Origin of the sequence: Psychrobacter immobilis, from assembly GCF_904846225.1 — a bacterium.
GTDB lineage: Bacteria > Pseudomonadota > Gammaproteobacteria > Pseudomonadales > Moraxellaceae > Psychrobacter > Psychrobacter immobilis_F.
In genome coordinates, this window is sequence record NZ_CAJGZJ010000011.1 from 1 (window position 1) to 24342 (window position 24342).

Genomic DNA, 24342 nt, shown 5'->3' on the forward strand with positions numbered 1-24342 from the left:
ATCATAGCGCCAATGGTAGTGTGGCTCCGGCCATGTGAGAGTAGGTCATCGTCAGCTCTCTATTCCTCATTACCCCCTTACACAAAAGTGTAAGGGGGTTTTGTTTTGCCTACAAAAAAGTACTTTGTGATATTATTTATAACTACTTTAAGATTCAGGAGCATATTATGGGTGTCTCAATCTACTATAAGGCCGAACGTGCCACTCTTTTAACTGAGCAAGAACAAGAAAACATAACAATTATTGTCGATAAGTATAATGAAAGCTTTGAACATGCAGAAGATGCGGAATCTTTTGATCTTTATGCATATGATGATAGCGAATCAGAAGTAATACTAGCAGGTGCTACTAAAATGCCTTCTAGTATGGATGTAGATGTTTTGATGGATAGTATCAACCATTGGTTGCAATGCTTGACTGAGATTCGACTTGCCGTCGCTCATGCGGATTGGCATGTGCACTTGGATGATAATGATGCTGTATGGATAGATGATAAATGGAAGATGGAAGGATAACTATTTGTTAATCTTAATATTCATATGATGTTTAAACTCCTGTTAGATTATATGTCATTTGCATAAAAAAGCCCTTGATTGGATAACTGATTGAGGGTTTTTTATAAGTGTCTAATAAATTTAGCCACTTTTAACCATTGTCTCTCAAACTAATGCAACTATCTTTAATGCATCTGAAAATATAAATTTATTGCTATGTGTTGCCATCAAAATGATTTGACTTATATCATTATAGCTGCTAATTTTAATCTATATTTTTATTACAGGTACGTAAAAGAATATTCAATTTTTGTAAGTATCGAGACTCTCAAGGTTTAGATCATTTACTTACACGCTTTACTCCTACTTCCATAATTATCAAAAGGAATTGATAATGAAATTTGCTCCTCTATTCTCAATAGGTGCTTTGGCAGCTATTAGCTTATTAGGCTGTTCTAATCCATCTGCTGATACTGCCGATACTGCTAACGCCTCATCGGCAACTTCTAAAGAAACCACTGTTTTACGCTTTTCTCACTTTTGGCCTGCAACTTCGTCTATTAGTAAAGAGGTGTTTGAACCGTGGGCCAAACAAATAGAGACTGATTCCAACGGTCGCCTAAAAATAGAATTATATCCTTCAGCGGGTCTTGCTAAAGCAGATGTTACTTACGAATCTGCTGCTAAAGGTACGATAGATATTGGGTCACAGGCGCATGGCTATACCAATGGTCGTTTCCCTTTGACTCAGATTACCGAACTTCCCGGATTATCAAATTCAGCCACTCAAATGGGTTGTATGTTACAGACTCTTTATGAAGATGGTACTCTTGCTAGTGAATATAAAGACACGCATATGTTGTTTATGTATGGTGCAGGACCTGGTTCACTTCATACGACTGACAAATTGATTCGAACGCCCGAAGATATGAAAGGTATGCGGATTCGCCGTCCTTCTGCGGTCGCTGGTGATATTATCGAAAGTGCCGGTGCATCGCCTGTAGGACTACCCGCCAATGATATGTATACCTCGTTACAGCGTGGGGTCGTTGATGGGCTGAGTTTCCCTTGGGAAGCAGTTACCGCCTTCAAGATTGATGAGATCACCAAATACCATACCAATATTCCTTTTTATAGTTCAGCGCTTATGGTTACTATGAATAAGGATAAATACGACAGTCTGCCTGACGATCTGAAAAAAGTATTAGATAAAAATTCAGGAATGGCGATGGCTAATAAGGTGGGTGAAGTATTTGATAAGCATGACCAAATGGCCATTCAAGCAGCCAAAGATAAAGGTGATGAAATTATTGATATTCCTGATCCCCTTAATGATCCAGATTGGAAAGGTCCACTCGAAAGAGGTACCAAAAAATATCTGAGTGATGTCAAGGCTTTGGGTTTAGATTCTGATGGCGTCTATGAAAAGGCGAAAGCTGCTAGTGCAGCCTGTAAGGTCTAGCCTAAAGGAGTTATCGCATGGCTTATCTGATCAAACTTAGTACGCTCATCTCAAGGTTATGTCAGCTGATTGGTGGTATCAGTCTTATCATTATTGTCCTGACAACCATGTTAGATGTTATCGCCCGCTATATCTTCAAGCTCACCGGTGGTGAGTTTGGATTTACGGTAAAAGGTAGCGTTGAAATTGTCTCTTATTTTATGCTTTTTGCTTTACTCGGTGCCTTTGCCGCTTTTGTTGAGCGCTCACAAATCATCGTCGATGTATTCACCCAAAAGATGTCAAAAAGCGTTAAAGGCTACATGATGGGTACCTTTATGATGGGTTTCTTTATCATCGGTATCGTATTTGCTTGGGGTCTTTATGAGAGCGCCTTTGATGCAATAGAGTACGGCAAAGTTACCCAAGATCTTCGAATATCCATGATGCCTATCTATGCTATCAGTGCCTTCTTGAGTATTTTACTTGCCATTCGATCATTGATTGAATCTATCAATATCTTTAAAACAGGCGAGTTCTTTGACGCTGAGGAGACAGGCGCATGAGTCCAGAAATTATTGGTGCCATTGGTTTGTTATGTATGATTGCGATGGTCATGCTGCGTGTTCCTGTTGCACTTGCCATGTTAGGTGTAGGTTTGGTTGGCTTCGGTGCTGTGACAGCGCCTGTTGGTGCGCTGCAGATGCTCAAAGACTTACCCGTTGATGTCTTAGCGAAATATGATTTTAGTGCCATTCCGTTGTTCATACTCATGGGAGTGTTTGCTTCTCATTCGGGTATGGCAGGAAAGTTGTTTGATGCTACACGAATCATATTTGGTGGGGTAAGAGGAAGTCTCGGTATTGCCGGTATTGGGTCATCTGGTATCTTTGCCTCCATTTCAGGCTCTTCACTAGCCACCGCTTCTACAATGACGAAAGTTGCACTGCCGCAAATGGAGAAGTACGGTTATCAACCAGGCTTTGCCTGCGGCATCCTAGCAGCGGGCGGTACGCTTGGTATTATGATTCCGCCCAGTATTGCTTTACTGGTCTATGCCATCTTAACTCAGCAGTCCGTCGGTGATATGTTTATCGCTGGTTTTTTGCCGGGTATGCTTGGCATGGTCATGTATTCAATTACCGTTATGATTATGGTGCGCTGGAAGCCGCATTTAGCACAACGCGGAGAGCCTACTTCTTGGAAACAAAAGTTAATCTCTTTGACAGGCCTTATTCCCTTTAGCTTCATTTTTATTGTGATTATCGCTGGTATTTTCTTTGGGTTATTTACCCCAACAGAAGGCGCTGCAGTCGGTGCCTTTGTGTCTTGGGCGTATGCTTTCGTTAAAGGCATGCGAATGAAAGGCCTTAAGCAGTCATTGATTGAGACGCTCGCACTGTCTGCGGTAGTATTTTTCATGCTACTAGGGGCAGAAGCGCTCGGCTACTTTATCTCAGTATCACGTTTGTCTTATAGCTTGGCGACTTGGATTGGTACGTTGGCAGTGAGCCCTATGATTGTACTGATTTGTATTTTGATCATGTACTTTTTGCTTGGGTTGTTTATGGATGCCTTAGCGATGCTCGTCATTACCATTCCAGTGGTTTATCCTATTATTGTTGCTTTAGGGTTTGATCCAGTGTGGTTTGGCATTATCGCTGTGCTGACGGTAGAGCTCGGTTTGATCACGCCGCCGATGGGGATGAACATCTTTGTGATTAAAGCGATGGCACCGCATATTAAGCTGTCTGATATGTTCCGCGGAGTCGCCCCTTTTATTGTCTCAGATCTGGTTCGACTGGTCATTTTGGTCGCTTTCCCAGCAATTTCTTTGGTGTTATTAACGTAAGCTTTATGGAAAACATAAAGCTGAATAGTAGATAAATCACAGATTTATAATTAATCCGCCTCTCAAGCCATATTGTTATCATGACAATATGGCTTCTTTATGGGAAAACGACAAGTTATAGCCAGTGAACAGTAATATCGATATATCACACATTACTGAACTCAATTTTTCTTGCTTGCGGTGCCTGCGTAGACAGAGGCGACAAAACTCTCATTACACAAACATGCATACCAGCAGTACCGTCGCTTTTTTAGGATATTTTGACGATAGACTAAAAATTAAGATTGCTGAAAAATTCAGTATAAAATTTAAAAGACTGTTATTTCATTAGATTGCATTGCAGATTGATAACTTTTTTTATCATTATAAAGGCTTACGGATGTAGTAAACTGCTAGGTATTTCCGTATAGATAACCTTATAAGTAGAGATATCCATGGCAGTCGATTTTAGTAATACGCTAATAGTCGCGATTTCTGCAACCGCACTTTTTGATTTAACAGAATCAGAAAACTACTTATTGCAGCTCATAGAAAAGCGACCTGTAAGCGCTATAAAAGAGTTTCGCGACTACATGACCGAGCGTGAAAATGATCCGCTACATATTGGCGCGGGCTATCCATTGATTAAGGCACTGCTAAATTTAAACGCTTATTGTAATGGCGATGATACACAAGAATTAGAGACTGAAGCGCCACTAGTGGAAGTCGTTATCGTCTCAAAAAGTAATCCAGATACTGGCATTCAAGTACTCAACGCAATACGTGAGCACGGACTTCATATTTCACGTTCAGCGTTTATCTCAGGTAGCCCGATTGCTCCTTATATTAAAGATTTCAATGTCGATTTGTTTTTGACCACCAATCGCGATGATGCACAACAAGTCGCCGATGCCAATATCTGTGCTTGCGCGATACTTGATGCAACACCTGTCAATACTTATGAGCTAGATACCGATCAGCTGCGTATTGCTTTTGATGGCGATGCGGTGCTATTTGATGATTCAGGTGAGCTACTCTATAAGCAAAAAGGCCTACGTGCTTTTCATGATCGTGAAACGAAGATGCGTGATTTGCCGATTGAAAAAGGGCCTTATGCTGAATTATTGATTAAATTATCGAATTTACAAGAGCGTCTACCAGCTGGTCTCAAATACTCTCCAATAAAGATTGCATTGGTTACGGCTCGTAATGCGCCTGCTGATTTGCGGGCTATTAAGACGTTGCGGGAGTGGGGGGTCAATGTCGATATGGCGTTCTTTTTGGGCGGTCTAGACAAAACAGCGGTACTTAGAACGTTTGCCCCGCATATCTTTTTTGATGACTCAATCAAACATATTGACGCGGCACGTCGTTTTATTCCGACTGCTTTGGTTCCTTATCATTCAAAATCATTACTACATGGTGACAGTCATTTAACCGCTGATAAAGACGCAACATTGTTAGATTTTAAACCAGTAGAGCGCCCGCTTTTTGCAGTGAGTCAATAAGAACTAACTAAAGAAGTCAGTTAAAAGGATAAGATATTATATGAATTGGCAGCCGTTTTTCACTTTGATTATGGCAAGAATAAAGCAGGTTATCGGTTTATATGCTTTTGTATTCATACCGATGTGGGGTATGTATTTCTTGAACAAAGTGGCGCTGTTTGGCATGTGGAATATCTTTGGCATTGTTCCGCGTGCTGTAGATGTGGGCAGTATGATAGGCGTATTTGCTTCGTGGACGATGCATGGTAACTTTTCACATTTGCTTGGCAATACTTTAACATTATTACAAATTTTGTTTTTATTTGGACTGTTTGAAAAAAATGCGTATCGTACGGTGCTCAAGCTGATTATTGCATCTGGCTTGGTTACTTGGGTTATTGGCTCGCCCTCTTCTATTCATATTGGTGCGTCAGGACTGTGTTTTGCGATGCTCGGTTATATGATAGGTGGCGCGATATTCGCGCGGCGTTGGGGTTATTTGGTTGCTTGTATTATCATGGGTACTGGCTATTGGCTGACTATCAAACAAGGATTGATGCCGCAACAAGGTATCTCATTTGCAGCGCATTTTGGTGGCTTATGCGCAGGGCTATTGTTAGGAGCCAACTCAAAGCATACTTATTCTGCCACTTCTCAGCGTCGTTAAATCTCTAACAATACAGATATTATTAGAGATTTTATTCTTTTTTTTATGAACATTTCTCAGGATGTTTTTTGCTCTCACGTTTATATAGTCGATCCCCTATAAAAAACACCGTGCTACTGAGATAAGTTTTGCGCCGACTCTGGCAGTAACGGCACAGTAAGCAAGGAAAATTCATACCAGTAGCGCGTGATTATATTTGACCTGATTTTATTTAGGACTGACTATAGTATCGTTAGCCTTTACCCGTGCAAACACTCATATACAACGGGTCATCTGTGGCTAAATCTCGCCATATGGTTGTCTGAGTGACATGTTCATCAATTGTAAGCTTACTGTCTTTTTTGGGTATGACGTAATCTGCCCGCGCAGGCGCAGCACAATCGATGACTTGTGGTATTTGCTGCACGCTTCTACGTCGCTCAAATAAATATAAATTGACCAAATAAATATCTTTGTTATCTGCATTGGCACGAGCATTGTCGCTATCCACCGCCATAAAACGCAGAGTTTGTGGTTTTATATACGACCACGGGCGAAACCATGTGCTCTCTTCAACTTTTTTCACGACGGTAAAACCTTCGGGAAGTTGCGCAACCTGTTGATTAAACCAGCTATATTCTTGTTGGACTTGGAAGCCAAGTATACCGATGGCGGCAAATAATGGGATAAGCCATTTTGGTGCTTTTTTGCCAGCCAGTTTGCTGAGGTGAGTTATGATAAGTGCTATCCCAGCCAAGCCAAATCCAGCCGCTATCGTAGCGATAAACTCGTAAAGCATAAAAGCTATCCTTAACGCGCTAGGCGTATTCAATAAAGCAAAAGCCTAAAAATTTTTATAATAATATAAGATAAAAAAATCACTCACAAGCAGCTACTGCCTGTGAGTGATATATATTAACCGAAGATATATCCTCATTCGTATGTTTAGTGGTCGACTGCTCCACCTGCGCCGCGTGGAGAACGCACGCTTTCTACTAACTCTTGAATATATGCTGGTGGTGGTGGAGTCGCATATGAGACAGCAAATGCGACGATAAAGTTAAGTATGGCACCAACCGCACCAAATGATAATGGAGAGATACCAAACAACCAATACTCTTCTGTATCAGGGAAATTTGCAGTACCACTGATAAAGAACCAACCTTTAAAGACGAAGATATAAACTAGGATACTAATCAAACCCGTTAACATACCAGCGATAGCGCCAAGGCTGTTAATACGTTTAGAGAAAATACCCATCATCAGTACTGGGAATAGTGACGCTCCCGCAATACCGAAGGCTAATGCAACGACCTGTGCGGCAAACCCTGGTGGATTGATACCCAACCATGTTGCTACTACAATCGCCACACCCATTGTGATACGCGCTACTTTTAGCTCGCCTTTATCACTAATATTTGGATTGAGGTTTCTTTTGATCAAGTCATGACTGATCGCTGATGAGATAGCTAGTAGTAGACCCGCAGCTGTTGATAGTGCGGCAGCCAAACCACCTGCGGCGATTAGACCAATAACCCATGGTGGAAGATTTGCAATTTCTGGGTTAGCTAGTACTAAAATATCGTTGTTTACGTCAAGCTCGTTACCTTCCCAACCTCTCGTTACAAAGGAGCCGTCATTCTGCAGATCATGTTTAGCAGCAGCTTCATCAACAGCCGTTGTTGCAGCAGCTACATCGCCACCGTCCGCTTGTGCAGCAGCCAATGCAAGCTTGGCAGCACCAAGTCCACTATCGCTATACAATTGAATACGACCATCGTTGTTTAAGTCATTGTATTTTAGAAGACCTGTGTCTTCCCACGTTTTCATCCAGTCTGGCTGCTGATCATAGTTAAGTGCAGGCTCTGAAATACCTTGTGGATAGATAGTATCAATAAGGTTCAAACGTGCCATCGCACCTACTGCAGGAGCAGTGAAGTAAAGTAACGCGATGAATACTAGTGCCCAACCCGCTGACCAACGCGCATCAGATACTTTAGGAACCGTGAAAAAACGAATAATAACGTGCGGTAAACCTGCTGTACCTATCATAAGTGATAAGGTGAATAACACCATATTGAGCTTGTTAGGTACGTCAGCAGTATAAGCGGTAAAGCCCAAATCAGTGACGATTTGATCAAGCTTAGTCAAAAGAGGTATACCTGACTGAACATCGTTTGAGAACAGACCAAGACCTGGAATCGGATTGCCTGTTAATTCAAGTGAGATAAATACCGCAGGAATAGTATATGCAATGATTAGAACGACATACTGTGCAACCTGCGTGTAGGTAATACCTTTCATACCACCCAGTACTGCATAAAAGAAAACGACAACAGCAGCAATAAGCAGGCCAGTTGTATTGTCAACTTCTAAGAAACGTGAGAATGCGACACCAGCCCCTGTCATCTGTCCGATAACATAAGTGGTCGAGGCAATAATCAAACAAACAACGGCTATCATAGCCGCAGTCTTAGAATAAAAGCGATCCCCAATAAAATCAGGAACGGTAAATTTACCAAACTTACGCAAGTAAGGTGCTAAGAGCATCGCTAGAAGCACATAGCCACCCGTCCAGCCCATCAAATACGTTGATGCGCCATAACCACCCATTGCAAGAATACCTGCCATGGAGATAAATGAGGCAGCACTCATCCAATCAGCTGCGGTTGCCATGCCGTTTACTACTGGATGCACACCGCCGCCCGCAACATAGAATTCACTGGTCGTACCAGCACGTGCCCAAATTGCAATACCAAAATATAGAGCAAAAGACAGACCTACAAAAATAATATTAATCGTAAATTGACTCATAGGGCTATTCCTCGTCTACGCCATATTGTTTATCTAATTTATTCATACGCCAGGCGTAAAAGAAAATTAAAATCATAAATACTATAATCGCGCCTTGCTGAGCAAACCAAAAGCCCAGATCAGTACCGCCGACTTTAATACCTGCTAAGAGAGGACGTAGTAAGATTCCAAAACCATAAGAGCATAGCGCCCAAACGACTAGGCAACCTAAAATGAGACGGACATTGGCACGCCAATAACCGGATGAATCGTTGTGGTTTTCCATAGGACAACTCCTTTTGTCTTACCTAAAATATTATTGTTGGTCTAATCCTAATAAATAAGGATGATTAAGCATTTATTGAGTGCAACGACATGAGAGCTATAGCAAAAATTCTACTTGATAGATTGCTCACATCAAACCTTCAATAGCACTAACAACAACATGAGAGAGGCTTGGTTATTTTTTATCACTTAAACGGTCATAAAAAATAGATATGTACTGCTTTATCAATTTGAAGTTATAAATCACGAGGCTTTGAATGTATATCAGCATGTGTCGTTGCTAAGAGCTATTTATCTACAATAGTAGCTAAAGTATGAAATTACGTGTTAATCACTTTGGTTAACTGTACCGTGTCATCACAGCAGAATTTATCGAGGAAGAAAGAGAAAGGGTAGAACAGTCCGCTGTTTTTTTACAATCTCGTCTTCCTGACAAGCGTTTTAACGTTTTGATACTTTGTCCATCTATACTGATTATTATATATAAAATCTACACGAATGTTTATAAAATTATTTTAGCAATATTAAATAAAGGTAACTAAAAATAATTTTTTATAGTTACCGATTGATACTATAAAAATTAGTAGGGTAGATACTCTACCATATTATTAACATTGCTGAAATGATACAGCAATGGTTTAATTTATGCTGCTAAATTGTTACTCGATCCATTCTATAGGATATCTACTACAAATAATATTTTTTATTGAAAATATTATTATCGAATAAATTACTAAAGAGGATGTTTGCAAACGACCTAATGCTATAGAATGCCTAGGAAATTTTGAAATCTAGCATTTTAGACAAAATTATTTAAATGTTGAATTAATTAAAGACGATATCGATACGATATACCAATAAGCTATATAAAGTGTAAATGAGGAATCTGTATGAGCGAAGGGATAGCAGGCTGGTTTAATAGCATTGTGAACTATGGTGTTAGCATTATTTGGGGTAACAATGATTGGTTGATTGCTAGTAATCCGTGGTATGGACTACTGATGTTCGTATTGATTGGGGCGGGGCTTTATTTTACCATTGCCACACGTTTTATTCAGTTTCGCCATTTTGGGCACATGTGGCAACTATTGCGTGTCTCTAATCAAGGCCGTAAAGATGGTGGCATCAGCTCATTTGAGGCATTGATGACATCGCTGGCAGCGCGCGTCGGTACTGGTAATTTGGCAGGGGTTGCGATTGCGATTTACCTCGGTGGCCCAGGTGCGGTATTTTGGATGTGGATGACCGCAATCGTCGGAATGTCGACCAGCTTTATCGAGTCCACTTTAGCGCAAGCCTATAAAGTGCCGCACAATGATAATGTGTATCGCGGCGGCCCTGCTTACTATATTGAAAAAGGATTGGGTAAACGCTGGCTGGCGATATTTTTCTCAATTTGTTTATTAATTGCTTTTGGTTTAGCATTTAATGGTGTCCAGTCAAATACGATTGCGCAAGCAACCAATGAAGCTTTTGGTGTTCCAACATGGATGACCGGTTTAGTACTAGTGGTCTTGGTTGCTCCCGTTGTATTTGGTGGTTTGCGCTCAGTGGCGCGCATCGCGGGTAAAGTAGTACCAGTGATGGCTATTCTATATATCTTGTTGGCGCTGTTTATTATCGTGACCAATTTTAGTCAATTCCCAGCAGCCGTTGCATTGATTGTGAAGTCAGCATTTGGTTTTGAGCAAGCGGCGGGCGGCGTCATTGGTTATGGTATTGCTCAGGCAATGATTAACGGTATTAAGCGTGGTTTGTTTTCGAACGAAGCAGGTATGGGTTCAGCACCAAATGCTGCTGCAACCGCAAAAAGCTATCCTGATCATCCCGCTGTGCAAGGGTTTATGCAAATGTTAGGTGTCTTTTTGGACACGTTGGTTATCTGTACGGCAACCGCCTCAATTATTATCTTGTCGGGTGTGGTTGACCCGAGTGTTGAGCAAGAAGGCATTCAGCTTACTCAGCTGGCTTTGTCACAGTATGTTGGTGACTTGGGTGTGATCTTCGTAGCGATTGCTATTTTCTTCTTTTCGTTCACCTCTATTATCGCTAACTACAGTTATGGCGAGTCAAATCTTGAATTTATCTCTGGTGCCAAAAATGCCAAAGTGATGATCATGATATTCCGCTTTATGGTATTAGGCATGGTATTTGTCGGTTCTGTAGCAAGTTTGCCCGCAATATGGAACTTCGCTGACTTATCGATGGGCTTAATGGCCTTGGTCAACTTAACCGCTATTTTACTGTTGTCTCCAGTGGCGTTAAGAATATTGCGTGACTATGAGCGTCAAATTAAAGAAGGCAAAACGGGTGATCAAATCAAGTTTAACCCTGATGATTTTGTGAAACTAAGAGATGAAGCCAATCGTGATGCTTGGACGGATTAATCTTTATTGTTCAATGTATAAGCACAAAAAACCGCTCTTGGCTTCCTATTAATAGTGACCAAGAGCGGTTTTTTATTGGAGCACCCTTATTTTATAAATAAGCGTCACTGCCATCATAGTTTACATATTTGGATAGTTAGGGCCACCGCCACCTTCTGGAGTTACCCAAGTAATATTCTGCGACGGGTCTTTGATGTCACAAGTTTTGCAATGCACACAGTTTTGTGCATTGATAACAAACTTAGCCCCTTCTGCGTCTTTTACCACTTCGTAAACGCCAGCTGGACAGTATAAACGTGCAGGTTCGGCATATAACGGTAAATTGATTGAAATAGGAACCGTTGGATCGGTCAGTTTTAAATGAGTCGGCTGATCTTCAGTATGATTGGTGTTGGAGATAAATACCGATGACAGCTTATCGAATATCAGCTTGCCATCAGGCTTTAGATACGTGGGTTGATAAGCGTGATTGGCACGTTCTAACTGATCATAGTCTGGCAGGTTGTCATGCAAAGTAAATGGCATTTTGCCTTTTAATAAGTTGTGCTCGATAAAGGTGAAAGCACCGCCCATAAATAGACCCATACGATGTATCGCAGGTGAAAAATTACGCGCCTCGTAGTTGTCTTTATACAGCCATGATTCTTTATACATCGTGCTATAAGCAACCACTTCGTCATGCTGGCGATCTGCTTGGAGCGCCTCAAAGATAGCTTCGGCTGCTAACATACCTGATTTCATCGAAGTATGTGTGCCTTTGATTTTGGCAGGGTTCAAGAATCCCGCATCATCGCCTACCAAGACGCCACCTGGAAAGGTGAATTTTGGTAAAGAGTTGAGACCACCTTTGGTCAAAGCACGTGCGCCATAAGAGATACGCTTACCACCTTCTAGTACATTTTTGATGACTGGATGCGTTTTTAGGCGCTGCATCTCATCAAATGGCGACATATATGGGTTGTGATAAGACAAATCAGCGACGAGACCAAAGCTTACTTGGTTATTTTCATCGAAGTACAACCACCAACCACCCGTAGAGCCAGTCTCGGTCAATGGCCAGCCAAGACCGTGCATGACCACGCCTTGCTCATGTTTCTCTGGTAAAACGTCCCACAATTCCTTCAGACCAATACCATAATGCTGAGCATCTGAGTCTTTATCAAGATCAAAACGGCTGATTAAGCGTTTGCCCAGATGGCCACGGCTGCCTTCAGCAAAAATAGTGTATTTGGCAAGAAGCTCATAACCTGGCTCAAAACTTGGTTTGGCTTCGCCATTGGCAGCCACACCCATATCACCCGTTAAAATACCTTTTACTGAACCGTCATCGTTATATAAAATGTCATCAGCAGGAAAACCTGGAAACATCATGACCTCAAGCTCTTCTGCTTGTACGGCCAACCAGCGAACCACATTACCTAGTGAGACAATATAGTTGCCGTTATTGTGCATGGGTGCTGGAATAAGAGGATCAGGCACTTTAGTAGAGCGCGTGGCTGAGTTTAGATAGTAAAAGCGATCTTCGATTGCTGGCACGTTAAGCGGTGCGCCTTTTTCTTTCCAGTCTGGTATCAGCTCATTTAAAGCACGTGGCTCGATGACTGCGCCAGATAAGGTATGAGCACCAAATTCAGAGCCTTTTTCGACCACACAAACCATAAATTCATCATTGCCAGCTTGAATAGCGAGTTGACGCAAACGGATAGCCGCAGAGAGACCAGCAGGTCCACCGCCAACGATGATGACATCAAATTCCATTGATTCACGTTCGATTTCAGGCTCAGCTTCGATAGGCTCTGGCGTCTCTTCCATCACAGCTGTTTCGGTCGTTTGCTCTTCTACGATGACCTCTTCAACGGGTACGTCTGCTGTTACCACTGTCGGCTCTTCTTTACTTAGATTTGCCGTCCCTGTCGTTACTGGTGTGTCAGTATTCACAGTGTCACCATCAATGACTGGCTTTTGATTGTCTTGCTCTTGCATACCTACTCCTAAACTTTTAGTGGCTTATCTCAGGGCATCATTAGCTTAACACTTGAATAATAGACTTGCGGCGCTAACTTTACTCAGACATATGGCTGCCCGATAAAAACGGTCTTTGTGGCCTCAATTGACCACGTTAATGTTGAAATCAGCTTATATAACCGCATCAATACATGAGGTAAAATGTGTCCTTAACTCAAGACACACTTGACCATTTCAATCAAAGACTGTTACTTATTATAAAAGAAAAATCCTACAAACACGACACGCATTTACGAGCGACGGTGTTAATGTAAGCTTCAATTAATAGCGGTATTAAAATGATATAGTTTCATCATACCCGAAACTAAAATTTATAGTAATAATAGATTTTCCAAACTTTCAATATTAGATAAAGGATTATATGATGAATAATAATACTATCAAAAATAGTGAAAATGATACTGAGACCCCGAATGACGTGGCATCTGACTTAAATAATATGGATGCGCTTAGCCAATATCTCAAGTCTACCGCGGGCGTACGTGAAGGACGCGCCATACCGCCATTAGAGAAATGGCATCCTGAAAGCGTTGCTGATATGGATCTGGTGATAAAAGCCAATGGTGAATGGTGGCATGAAGGGGGAGAGGTGACTCGAGAGTCACTAGTGAGCTTATTTGCCACTATTCTTTGGAAAGAAGAACATAATGGTATCACTGAGTATTTTTTGAAGACGCCTGTACAAAAACTTCGTATCCAAGTTGAAGATGCGCCCTTGCTTATCCGTGACGTTGGTATTGTTAATGAAGACAATCTCAGTTGGTTGGAGTTTACGACGACGACGGGTGATGTGATACGGCTAGATGACGAGCATTTAATCACGTTAAAGGCGTATAATATTGAGAACAGCACTTCTATAGATAACATTGGTACTATTAATTCGGATACCCGTTCTGAAAATAATCATGACGTTACAAGCGAATCGCAGGTACGACCTTATATGCTTGTTAGAAATGGCTTAATGGCGCTTATTAATCGTAATACTTTTTATCATTTGACTGAAATTGGTGAATTGACCGAGCAAAACGGCGAAACGATTTTAATCTTACAAAGTGGTGGTAAATCTTATTCGCTATCGATGCCCGTTAATTAGGTGTCATGTATATTGGTTTATTAAGAGCAATTTATTAATTAATTCCATTTATAATCGATCCACTCTAAAACCTACAAAGTGCTACTGGAATAAGTTGTGCGCTGCCTCTGTCTGTTGGCTACTGCAAGCAAAGAAAACTTATACCAGTGGCGCGTGATAATCTTTGACCTTATTTTATTGAAGGTTAACTATAGCAGTGACACTAATTAGCAATGACCCTAATTAGCAATGACTATAATTTTATTCGCTAAAAGATGTGACAAGATAAATATGATGATATGTGCATAAAAATGGTGACAGAGTAGCAATGGATATAATCGCAGATAACCCACTGAGTGTAGTTAAAATATCAACGGCTGCTTTCAAAAACAAAGCTTTTGGAGAGACTGCTAAAGCCAATATAGAAGCAGCAGCCGTCCATACCGTTATGAATAATAACCATCGCAGTGCTCCCATTGGCTTGTTTGATTCTGGTATCGGTGGCTTATCTGTTTATCTACATTTGGTGCAGCAGCTACCTGCCGAGCGTTACGTCTACTACGCCGACACATTGAATGTGCCTTATGGCAATCGCGATAGTCAAGACATCGAGACCTTAACGTTAAGAGCAGTCGCGTGGTTATATAATCAAGGCTGTAAGCTTATTATCATTGCTTGTAATAGCGCCTCAGCACATGCTTTAGAGACAGCAAGGCATCGTTATCCGCAGATTATTATCGTTGGCCTCGTGCCTGCATTGAAACCTGCGATACTGGCCAGCAAAAGCGGTCGTGTGGCAGTACTGGCGACCAAAGCAACGTTAAATGGGTCGTTGCTTAATGAGGTGATTAATAGTTTTGCGAAACCTAATAACACAGCAGTTATTAAATATTTTGATCCACAACTGGTGCCGTGGGTAGAAGCAGGTATGCCAGAACAACATGCGACAGCGTTACGCTTGCGCGGGCAGCTACGGGCATTTGCTGATGATGGGATTGATCAGTTAATACTGGGCTGTACACATTATCCGTTTTTCAAAACCTTTTTATTAGATGAGATTGCAAAGCAGCAGTTGTCGATGCAAGTCGTTGACTCAGGACAAGCGATTGCTGAGCGAGTCAAACAGCTATTGAGCACACATCAGTTATCTGCCTCTCTTAATAATGAGCAAGATAATAATGGTTTAGAGTCATTTAAAAAAACAAAAGCTGATAAAAAATTACCACTGACTTTTTATGCTACTAAATATGACGATAAGCTGTGTGATTTAATCGAGCATTTGCTTGGTAAAGAAACGGTATTGCAATACTACTCTCAATAGCCGTTACTGATACTATAGTCAACTCCATATAAATTCACTGTATCGTCATCCGTGCTATCCATACTAATGTATAGCGTGCACTCGGTTTTCTTGTATCCAAATTATTTGAATTGAACTATATTTATATTGAAGCGGCAATTATAGTATTATGTTAAAACCATAATCATAGTATTGACTTAAGTAAAATAAGTTGAGCTCACCTTTATAAGATTATGCTAGTCTGTGAAAAACAAGATATTTGTGCTTTCTTTTATATCATACTCCTTTATGCCACGACCTAAGATTAGAGGTAATTGTGCCAAACCGTCGCTATCATATTCATGTTATATGCGCTGACAATGATCAATTGCTGGCTTTGGATAGCTTAGCCATTTTTTTTCAGTCGCGTGCATTTTTGACTTATGATGTATCCAGTAAACTGCCAAAAGCGTCTTTATATGGTAGACAATGCATTGATGCCTGTGATTATGCATTGATGATTATCGGCGACAGCTACGGAACAGTGCAAAAAACGGGCGTTAGCCAAATGCATTTGAGTTATTTAAACGCCAAAGCCAAACTCAAACCTCTCATAATATTGGTCAAAAATCATCATCAAGACGCGAGTATCAGTCGTCAATTGCGAGAATTTATCAGTTCAGTGACTCGGCAAGACAATCAGCTCTATTATTACGATACAGAAGAGGATGTCGAGCAACTGCTTGTGCAAGCTTACTATAATACAGTGAGTAATCATAAAGTAGTTGGGGGCTGGGTGAGGGGCGGCGAGGAGGTGATTAAGTTTAGTAATCAAACCGTGTCCGAAAGGTTTGCTGATCTTTTGTCTACGGATAAAATCCAAAAAAAAGACAGTCTCATCGATGATGAACGGGTGGCTGACAGTGTGAGCCAACCCATTGCCTTATTAGAAGGCTTTGAGATTCAATATAGTGCCCAAGCCTATGAAGGCGGTAACTTGACGGATGTTAATAGAACAATGATATTAACGTGGCGAGAGATTTTGATCATATTGATGAAAATACCATCGACCTTTTCTAGTTATGGCTTAAAAAATGCGATTAATCGTTCAATAGCGTCTAAAGCTGAATACGATATTAAACGAGATATGCCCAACGTCCATGCTGTCTCACGTTGTCAAATTTTTCAAGATGACTTAAATACGCTACAGCGGCAATTGGTTGGTGCGAATTGGATACAGCTGACAACCTATGGTACTCGAGTATCACAAGAGCTTTGGAAGTTAACGTTTTATGCAAAAAATCTATTAAATGATGAAAAAGTCTAACCCTGCTAATTCTGACTGCTTTACAGTAAATTTACACACCTCTTACCTGATAAGTATTTAGCACTCTAACAGCTATATAAGTTATTGATGCAGCTGTGACTACGTTTTGTAATACAAAATATACGCGCCAACGGTTGTGAATCCGCTCAGGACTGGCGATAATAAGATTAAGCAGTTTTGATATCCGATGTATTAAAATTACAAACGCATAAATTATAAAATAATACTGACTATTTAAGGAGAGAAGTAATGACTAACCCTAAACATGATGCCTTGATAGAAGAGATTAATGGTCTAGAGAAAAGCATGCACGACGCTGAACGGTATCACACGCTAGCGGAACAAGTGGAAGACATGAAACGTCGTGGTATCGACCCAAGCAAGGCTTATAAGGACTGGGACGACAAGCAGGAAGACGAAGATTGGGGTAATGCAACTTGGAAAGAAAACGGCAAGTGGGAACCGAAAACGCCTGACGATTTGGATGATAAAGCCCGTGAAAACTGGAATGGGGACAATGGTAAACCAAATCCACCTCCTATCGTTTAACTGTCTATTTAATATTTTTGGTTCAACTATTAAGTTACTAGACAAGCAATCTTAGAGTGCAACGACTTAGAAAAGCAAAATTATAAAAAGGCCACGCTAATATTAGCGTGGCCTTTTTTGATGTATTTAGAACGGGCTAATCGAGGTAATGTTACGAGCCTTCATCAACACGAACAAGACTCACAACACCGTTAGCGTCAGTGACACGGCGATAACGTGTATTACTAGAGCTTGACGGTTGAGCCGATGGTTGTGTTGAATAAGTAGTAGGGCTGGTCGTTTGTTGCTGAATCAGTTGTCCCATACGATCGGCAGAGGCAGGTTTTAGAGGTTGGCTATTTGACGGCTGCCCGTATTGATTGCTGCTAGGAGCCGTATTACCAACGATGGCACGATAAAATTTCTGTCCTGCGCGGCCATCAGCTGGAAGAATACCCTTACTAGATTGGTACTGCTGAATCGCACCACGCGTACCATCACCGATGATGCCATCAACACCGCCAATATCATAGCCGGCGTTCAATAATGCTTGTTGGATATCTTTGGCTTGCTGGCGACTGATGCCCGGATCGTCTGTTGGCCACGCGGTGACAAAGTCAGTTTTGCTGCTGTCTTCGCGAGTGATCAGGTCTGATAGATGGGCGATTGCCAACGCATAGTTTTCTGACGCGTTATACGAATAAAACGTATCAAAGTTTTTGCCGACTAAAAACGCAGGGCCATCTTTACCAGCTGGCAATAGTAATCCTGCACTGCTTAAATCAGAGGGTAACGGGCTGCCGTTGGCAAGCGTTAACCCTTGATCGCGCCAGTGGCTCATGGATTTTTTGTTCTTGCGATCAGAGGCTGCCCAAAATCCGCTCGGTAGTTTGACTTCATAACCCCAAGGCTCGCCAGTACGATAACCGCGCTTAGCCAAGAAGTTTGCTGTAGAAGCCAACGCATCAGGGACGCTGTTGACCAAGTCGCGACGACCATCACCATCAAAATCAACCGCCAATTCTAAAAAAGTGCTCGGCATAAACTGTGTTTGCCCAAACGCACCTGCCCACGAACCAGTCATGTCATTTGGCGCAATATCCCCATTCTGCACGATTTTTAGCGCATTGGCGTATTCACCTTGAAAGTAGCTTTGACGACGATCAAAGCACGATAGCGTCGCTAAAGACTCAAACAAAGGTTTTTTACCCAAGGTCTGTCCAAAGTTAGATTCTACGCCCCACACACCCAATACGTGTTCGGCTTTGACGCCATAACGCGATTCGATTTGACGTAACGTATCGCTCCACTGGCGTTTAGCGCGTACACCATCTTCGACACGCTCTTTATCGACCAGCGATGACAGGTAATCCCAAACGTCTTTTTGAAATTCAGGCTGATAGTTTAGTGATTGAATCACGCTCGGATCAGGCTGGCTTGGACGATAATTGTTAAAGGTAGCGCTATCAACACCATTAAATTTACTAGAGTTTTTTAATCCATCTAGACATTGTTGTAGTTCGCTATTGGATAAATTGGGTGCTTCGGGACGCGCAGCTTGGGCAGTACTGGCAAGGCTGATGCCAACGGCCATACTAAGTAGCGATAATGTAGAAAGGGAAATCAAACGCATGAAAATATCCTATAAGCATCGAAATAATGGGTAGAAGTGAAAAGCGAATGGAGCCAGTATGGACTTAGAGTAACCAATCTCAATAACAAAGAAAAGGTATCGAAGCACTCAGTTACGATAAGCTGACGGTGGCGTGAGGTTGGGAGAGGTTTTCTGATTAAGGTAAGACTTTTTATCAGGCTAATAAGAAAAACTTTCAAAAATAGTTTTTCAGAGCTTATTTACAACGCTATTCAAACCCAACTACTCTCCCAAAACCCCATTTAACTCGTCAATAAACGTAGCAACACGCTCGGCATTTTTACCCAAATCGCTGCCACCGACTCGCGATTTACTGCGTATATCGACTAGACGTTCACTGCCATTATCGGTGATACGCACGACGACATCATCTTTAAAACCAAACCACATCGTAGTGTCAGTCGCTTCGATGATGCCCTTATTAGCATCGCTATTCACCAACTCCCAGCCTAAATTATTGACGGCTTGTTCGGTAGCTTCCATCAATTCAGGTTGTGATTGTGTATAGGTTAAGGTTTTCAGATCGGGATAAGCATCACGCTGTTGTTGTGCCGTTTCTATACCATCGTAGGCTACCGGATTGGGTGCATCGGCGCGTAGTGGGGCAATGGCCACAAATTCTGGTGGGTTTACTAAGTCGGTCGAAATATCATGAATAGGCGGTGCGTTTTTGCCTTTATTTATCATACTTAGCGGCATTGCTATGGCGATAGCAGATAGTACGACTGCCACTATCGTACTGCCAAGTGTCACTGTCTTACGCTTAAATACAATTTGAAAAACGAGTAAGATAAGGGCCGCAATGCCAGCAAACACGCCGAATTTCAATCCTGTGAATATTGTGCCTAAATCGACCATACCATATTTATAAAGCGGACCGGGTAATGCCACCAGTAAAAAAGCAATTACACTGATAAGGATCACTAAAGCTTTCATTAAAATTCTCCGTTATTATTGAATGAGTGCTTACGCAGTGAGTTTGCTTAATCTTACTTTTTATTCAACAGCCAAATATGTTCAGTGACTTTCAGCTCAGGTACAGAGCCAATTGTAGCTGGCTCAGTCGTCAATTCGCTGATGTGATAGTGCTCGCCATAATAGTGCCGAATTTGCTCGCTACTGATTGAGAATGGTGGCCCCTCTTTTTTACTTTGATCATAATTCAAGGTAAGCAACAGTTGTGGCGCTATTTTATTACTAACATTACCACCAAGCTTTCGTATTTGCTCGCTATATTTTGGTCGCATATTGGCTGGCAGGGCAATCAATGCCGCTTTATCATATACCGCATCAATAGAGCCAATCTCAGCGGACGTTAATGCAAAAATATCAGCAACCCAGATTTCTACTTCTTGGCCAAAAAGCTGACCTTGATAACATTTAATCTCTGGATTATCGGCAAGCTGACGCACGTTAGGTTGGACATTTTGCTCAGTAAAAAATGCTTGTACGGCGATTTCAACCAATTCAACGCCAACCACGTCATAGCCTTGTGCCGCTAACCAAACCATATCTATCGATTTGCCACATAAAGGCACAAATACTCGACCACCAGCGGGCACGTTTAAATGACCAAAATACTTCACTAATAACGGATTCACTTCAGACTGATTAAAGCCAATACGTTTCTCTTGCCAGCGTTTTTGCCAAAACTCAGGATTCATGGCATTGGCCTCTAATGATGAATGTTCATGTGATTGATTGTTATTTTGAGTAGAGTATTATCATAACTTTTTGAGATGCTTTAATGCATTAATGCATTAAAAAACCAAATGCCTATATTATAAGCATTTGGATTATAAGCATTTGGCCTGATTAAATATCGAGATTCAAACTGATTTTGGTTGAATCATAAATAATTATTCAACTGATCATTTAGCTGACCATATATTGGCTAAATTCTTTGCGCAGTTTGGCAAGCTTTGGCGGTATGGCAAAGTTACAATAAGCCTGTCCTGGGTTTCTATTAAAGAAGTCTTGATGAGCGTCTTCAGCCTGATAGAACTCAACGGCAGGGTGCACTTCAGTGACAACGCCAACGCCCATATCACGCAGTTTATTGATGGTACGATCGACTGTTGGTTTTTGGTCTTCATCTGTGTAAAAGACCACGCTACGATACTGGCTGCCTACATCGTTGCCTTGGCGATCTTTGGTGGTGGGATCATGAGTGCCAAAGAATACATCAAGGACAACTTCTAATGGCACAATCGACTCGTCAAACTCTATTTTGATGACTTCGACATGTCCTGTGGTACCACTACAGACATCTTGATAGTTTGCGGATACAGCGTCACCGCCCATATAGCCAGATACGACGGATTGCACGCCTTTTAGTGATAAAAATACCGACTCGGTGCACCAGAAACAGCCACCGCCTAAGATAATAGTTTGCATAATTTTTCCTATTATTATAAATATGAGCTAAGGTCTTTATTTGGTTACAATGTTGTCATTTTTCAATGCATCATTATCCTTAGCTCGACCCATTTAGCTTAGCAGGGCATCTGACTGCGATAAGTAACAAACAGTAATGTTATAATGGGCTTTTGCTACGTTGATTTGCTTTAGGCTACTACTAGCTTTGAGCCACTACTGACTATCAGTCAAATAGTAGCCATCAAAACCAATGAACATTTTCTAATCAAAGTTTCGTTATTAAAACTAAGAACCAAAAATCAAAAACGAGTCGCCCTATGAGCCAGTTCCATCATTCTACAGACGCTGCTATCAAACATGACACCTTATTTACCACACCGCTCGATAAAGCGGCGCGTTTTTCCTTTGATGAGCAAGTAGTGGCGTGTTTTCCCGATATGATTCGCCGCAGTGTTCCCGGTTACGGTCAGGTATTGGCCATGCTGCCTATCTTTGCCCGTCGTCACTGTAAGTATCGCCAGCAGGATGATAATGGTCAGCGCGTCAGTCGCATTTATGATTTGGGCTGCTCGCTTGGTGCGGCAAGTATGACGTTGGCTGGTGAATTCGATCCGCAAGATTTACAGATCAAGGCGATTGATATCTCACCAGCGATGACGACTGAGGCGACGACTTTATTGAGTGATCATTATCCTGAGCACGATATAGAAGTGATTACGGCTGATATTCGTGATGTGGAGCTTGAATCGTGTGATATGGTGATTTTGAACTTAACGTTACAGTTTTTGCCAGCAGCCGATCGAGTGATGGTGTTAGAGAAAATTTATGCCGCGTTAAGCGAAGGTGGCATACTAGTATTGACAGAAAAGACGCATGCGTTTGATGAACAATATGATGCGTGGTTGGTTGAGCGTTATTACGACTTTAAGCGCGCCAATGGTTATACCGAGATGGAAATTAGTGGCAAACGTAATGCACTAGAGAATGTCCTGATTACCGATACCTTAGATGAACATCATGCACGGCTAGATCAAGTTGGTTTTGAACGTCATCTGACATGGTTTCAGTTTTTGAACTTTGTCTCTATTGTGGCGTTTAAATAGGGTGGTTTAAATAACTTGTAGGAGCTGATTTCGCTTTTCGCTATTATCTGCTTGTTTGCATGAGGCGATAGGCTAAGGCTTGGCGCGTCTCTTGCTTCGCGAGACACCCCAAAGCCAAGCCTTCGCAGCTCATACATCCAAACAGGATAGACGCTGCAATCGAGGCTAGCGGGGACATCGGGTTTTTGCCTGTATTTATCGTTGTTAAAGAATGTTTTATTTTAAGAGTTACAAGGAAAGATAAAATGGATATGGATATTACAACAAAAACGTTTGATGAACGTGATGAGTTTCAACGTGAAAGTATCGCTGAAAAAGCTATTAAGCTTCTAAAGTCTGATATAGATATTTCACCAATGGTCATCGATGGCAGTTGGGGTACAGGTAAAACTGAGTTTTGCCATAAACTTATCAATCTGATGAAGGAAGATAGTACACACAATATAATTTATATTGACGCTTTCAAAGCTGATCATGTTGATGAGCCTTTGATGACTGTACTCGCAGAAATTATTAAAATCTTACCTGAAGGTCCACGTAGAAAGGCTTTTATAAATAGAGTATTACCAGCTGTACGCTATACTCTCAAAACAGTTGCTAAAGCTGGTGTTTCTCATCTTCTGAGACAAGACTTTGCTGATATTGCAAATGATTTTGATGAAGTAATTCAAAAAGCAGTTGACGATTCAATAGATAAAACAGCAGAGTTAATACTAAAAGATCATGTAGAGGCAGAAAAGAGTTTAAAAACATTACAAACCGCTCTAACTGCCATTGCATCCCAAGATCCTATTATTATATTTATAGATGAACTAGATCGCTGTAGACCAAACTTCGCGGTCGACATGCTCGAGATAATCAAGCATACGTTTGATGTACCAGATGTTAGCTTCGTGCTTATTACTAATACGCAGCAATTGAAAGCGTCTATAAATCATTGTTATGGTCAGGCAGTTGATGCACAGCGTTATTTAGATAAGTTTATTAAGTTTCGATTTGAGTTATCTTCTCTTTCTAGTAGGGGTTATCAATCTCCTGTTTTAGCTTCTAAACAGCATTTTTTCAACCTAGCGTCAGAAAAAAAGTGTTTGCCTGCTGATTATTTAAACGATAATTATTTTAAAGCAGCGATTGAAGATTTAGTTCGCTATCGCAGTCTATCTCTTAGAGAGATAGAGACATTGATTTTACATATACAAATTGCACAGACTCTATCTGAATCAGCAATATTTTCTGAACAACAACATTTAGGTTATAAGCTGCTCCGATTAATTGGCATCTTATTAGTATGTTATAGACCAGAGCTATTAGATCAAGTTAAAAAAGGAATTATTGATGCCAAGTTATTGGGTGAATTTTTAGGAGTTAAAAAGCTCCCTACTTTTGAGTCAAGTGTAGGTGTACCAAAGCCCTTCGAAGTGATTATGTTTATTATAGCTAAGGGTTGTACTGAAAATGCTGAGTGGTATAAGCCGTCGGAGGGGAAAAAAGAACTTTGGGAATCATATGAGAGTGGTTTTATGGGAAATTTTCCAGTTCCTCACAAAGCAATAAATGAAATTATAGAAACAGCAAATATAATGGCGTTCGAATAATATATAAGTTTAAACC

At 41.2% G+C, this 24342-nt stretch carries 21 protein-coding genes; 13 read left to right on the forward strand and 8 right to left on the reverse strand.

Annotated elements, in window-relative coordinates; all coding sequences use genetic code 11:
• Nucleotides 1-167: 167 nt before the first annotated feature.
• The 6 genes from JMX48_RS08640 (at nt 168) to JMX48_RS08665 (ending at nt 5920) form a co-directional block, all read left to right on the forward strand.
• The gene (locus tag JMX48_RS08640) at nt 168-515 is read left to right on the forward strand and encodes a hypothetical protein (protein WP_201536729.1); all 348 of its coding nucleotides are present in this window, start codon (nt 168-170) and stop codon (nt 513-515) included.
• A gap of 373 nt (nt 516-888) precedes the next feature.
• Nucleotides 889-1956, forward strand: a complete 1068-nt coding sequence (locus tag JMX48_RS08645; protein ID WP_201536731.1) for a TRAP transporter substrate-binding protein — start codon at nt 889-891, stop codon at nt 1954-1956.
• 17 nt (nt 1957-1973) lie between these two features.
• On the forward strand, nt 1974-2501 hold the full coding sequence (locus JMX48_RS08650; protein ID WP_201536732.1) for a TRAP transporter small permease: 528 nt from the start codon (nt 1974-1976) through the stop codon (nt 2499-2501).
• Nucleotides 2498-3787, forward strand: coding sequence for a TRAP transporter large permease (locus JMX48_RS08655; protein ID WP_201536733.1), 1290 nt, complete (start codon nt 2498-2500; stop codon nt 3785-3787). Before JMX48_RS08650 ends, JMX48_RS08655 begins: the two co-directional genes overlap by 4 nt.
• A gap of 434 nt (nt 3788-4221) precedes the next feature.
• A complete protein-coding gene (locus JMX48_RS08660; protein WP_201536734.1) occupies nt 4222-5274 on the forward strand; it encodes a 5'-nucleotidase in 1053 nt (350 codons plus the stop codon).
• A 40-nt stretch (nt 5275-5314) separates the two neighbouring features.
• Nucleotides 5315-5920, forward strand: coding sequence for a rhomboid family intramembrane serine protease (locus tag JMX48_RS08665; protein ID WP_201536735.1), 606 nt, complete (start codon nt 5315-5317; stop codon nt 5918-5920).
• Nucleotides 5921-6152: 232 nt separating this feature from the next.
• Here the strand turns inward: JMX48_RS08665 and JMX48_RS08670 are convergent, their stop codons facing one another.
• The 3 genes from JMX48_RS08670 to JMX48_RS08680 all read right to left on the reverse strand — a co-directional run bounded on the left by JMX48_RS08670 (nt 6153) and on the right by JMX48_RS08680 (nt 8978).
• Nucleotides 6153-6698 (reverse strand): hypothetical protein, encoded by a 546-nt coding sequence (locus tag JMX48_RS08670; RefSeq protein ID WP_201536736.1) that lies wholly within the window; start codon nt 6696-6698, stop codon nt 6153-6155.
• A 146-nt stretch (nt 6699-6844) separates the two neighbouring features.
• Nucleotides 6845-8713: a sodium:solute symporter family protein gene (locus tag JMX48_RS08675; RefSeq protein ID WP_201536737.1), complete on the reverse strand. Its 1869-nt coding sequence runs from the start codon at nt 8711-8713 to the stop codon at nt 6845-6847.
• A gap of 4 nt (nt 8714-8717) precedes the next feature.
• Nucleotides 8718-8978 (reverse strand): DUF4212 domain-containing protein, encoded by a 261-nt coding sequence (locus JMX48_RS08680; RefSeq protein WP_201536738.1) that lies wholly within the window; start codon nt 8976-8978, stop codon nt 8718-8720.
• Nucleotides 8979-9867: 889 nt separating this feature from the next.
• Between JMX48_RS08680 and JMX48_RS08685 the strand changes: the two genes are divergently transcribed.
• Entirely contained in the window at nt 9868-11364 is a 1497-nt protein-coding gene (locus JMX48_RS08685) for an alanine/glycine:cation symporter family protein (RefSeq protein WP_201536739.1), read from the forward strand.
• 120 nt (nt 11365-11484) lie between these two features.
• Here JMX48_RS08685 and JMX48_RS08690 read toward each other — a convergent pair whose 3' ends face one another.
• Nucleotides 11485-13176: an electron transfer flavoprotein-ubiquinone oxidoreductase gene (locus JMX48_RS08690; protein ID WP_201536876.1), complete on the reverse strand. Its 1692-nt coding sequence runs from the start codon at nt 13174-13176 to the stop codon at nt 11485-11487.
• A 577-nt stretch (nt 13177-13753) separates the two neighbouring features.
• Here JMX48_RS08690 and JMX48_RS08695 point away from each other — a divergent pair.
• The 4 genes from JMX48_RS08695 to JMX48_RS08710 all read left to right on the forward strand — a co-directional run bounded on the left by JMX48_RS08695 (nt 13754) and on the right by JMX48_RS08710 (nt 17616).
• The gene (locus JMX48_RS08695) at nt 13754-14482 is read left to right on the forward strand and encodes a DUF1285 domain-containing protein (protein WP_227687957.1); all 729 of its coding nucleotides are present in this window, start codon (nt 13754-13756) and stop codon (nt 14480-14482) included.
• 307 nt (nt 14483-14789) lie between these two features.
• The gene (gene murI / locus JMX48_RS08700; RefSeq protein WP_201536745.1) at nt 14790-15782 is read left to right on the forward strand and encodes a glutamate racemase; all 993 of its coding nucleotides are present in this window, start codon (nt 14790-14792) and stop codon (nt 15780-15782) included.
• Nucleotides 15783-16077: 295 nt separating this feature from the next.
• On the forward strand, nt 16078-17067 hold the full coding sequence (locus JMX48_RS08705) for a DUF4062 domain-containing protein (protein ID WP_201536747.1): 990 nt from the start codon (nt 16078-16080) through the stop codon (nt 17065-17067).
• Nucleotides 17068-17316: 249 nt separating this feature from the next.
• A complete protein-coding gene (locus JMX48_RS08710) occupies nt 17317-17616 on the forward strand; it encodes a hypothetical protein (protein WP_201536749.1) in 300 nt (99 codons plus the stop codon).
• A gap of 151 nt (nt 17617-17767) precedes the next feature.
• On the opposite strand, the gene JMX48_RS08715 is transcribed toward JMX48_RS08710, so the two are convergent.
• The 4 genes from JMX48_RS08715 to msrA all read right to left on the reverse strand — a co-directional run bounded on the left by JMX48_RS08715 (nt 17768) and on the right by msrA (nt 21646).
• On the reverse strand, nt 17768-19228 hold the full coding sequence (locus JMX48_RS08715; protein ID WP_201536751.1) for a lytic murein transglycosylase: 1461 nt from the start codon (nt 19226-19228) through the stop codon (nt 17768-17770).
• A gap of 243 nt (nt 19229-19471) precedes the next feature.
• Complete coding sequence (locus JMX48_RS08720; protein WP_201536753.1) at nt 19472-20185, reverse strand: DUF1499 domain-containing protein; 714 nt, start codon at nt 20183-20185, stop codon at nt 19472-19474.
• A 53-nt stretch (nt 20186-20238) separates the two neighbouring features.
• On the reverse strand, nt 20239-20913 hold the full coding sequence (tmpT, locus tag JMX48_RS08725; RefSeq protein ID WP_201536755.1) for a thiopurine S-methyltransferase: 675 nt from the start codon (nt 20911-20913) through the stop codon (nt 20239-20241).
• A gap of 211 nt (nt 20914-21124) precedes the next feature.
• Nucleotides 21125-21646, reverse strand: coding sequence for a peptide-methionine (S)-S-oxide reductase MsrA (gene msrA / locus JMX48_RS08730; RefSeq protein ID WP_201536757.1), 522 nt, complete (start codon nt 21644-21646; stop codon nt 21125-21127).
• A 299-nt stretch (nt 21647-21945) separates the two neighbouring features.
• On the opposite strand from msrA, the gene cmoA reads away from it, so the two are divergent.
• Both cmoA and JMX48_RS08740 read left to right on the forward strand, forming a co-directional pair.
• Complete coding sequence (gene cmoA, locus JMX48_RS08735) at nt 21946-22731, forward strand: carboxy-S-adenosyl-L-methionine synthase CmoA (protein ID WP_201536759.1); 786 nt, start codon at nt 21946-21948, stop codon at nt 22729-22731.
• Between the two features lie 245 nt (nt 22732-22976).
• Nucleotides 22977-24326: a P-loop NTPase fold protein gene (locus JMX48_RS08740; RefSeq protein WP_201536761.1), complete on the forward strand. Its 1350-nt coding sequence runs from the start codon at nt 22977-22979 to the stop codon at nt 24324-24326.
• Nucleotides 24327-24342: the final 16 nt, after the last annotated feature.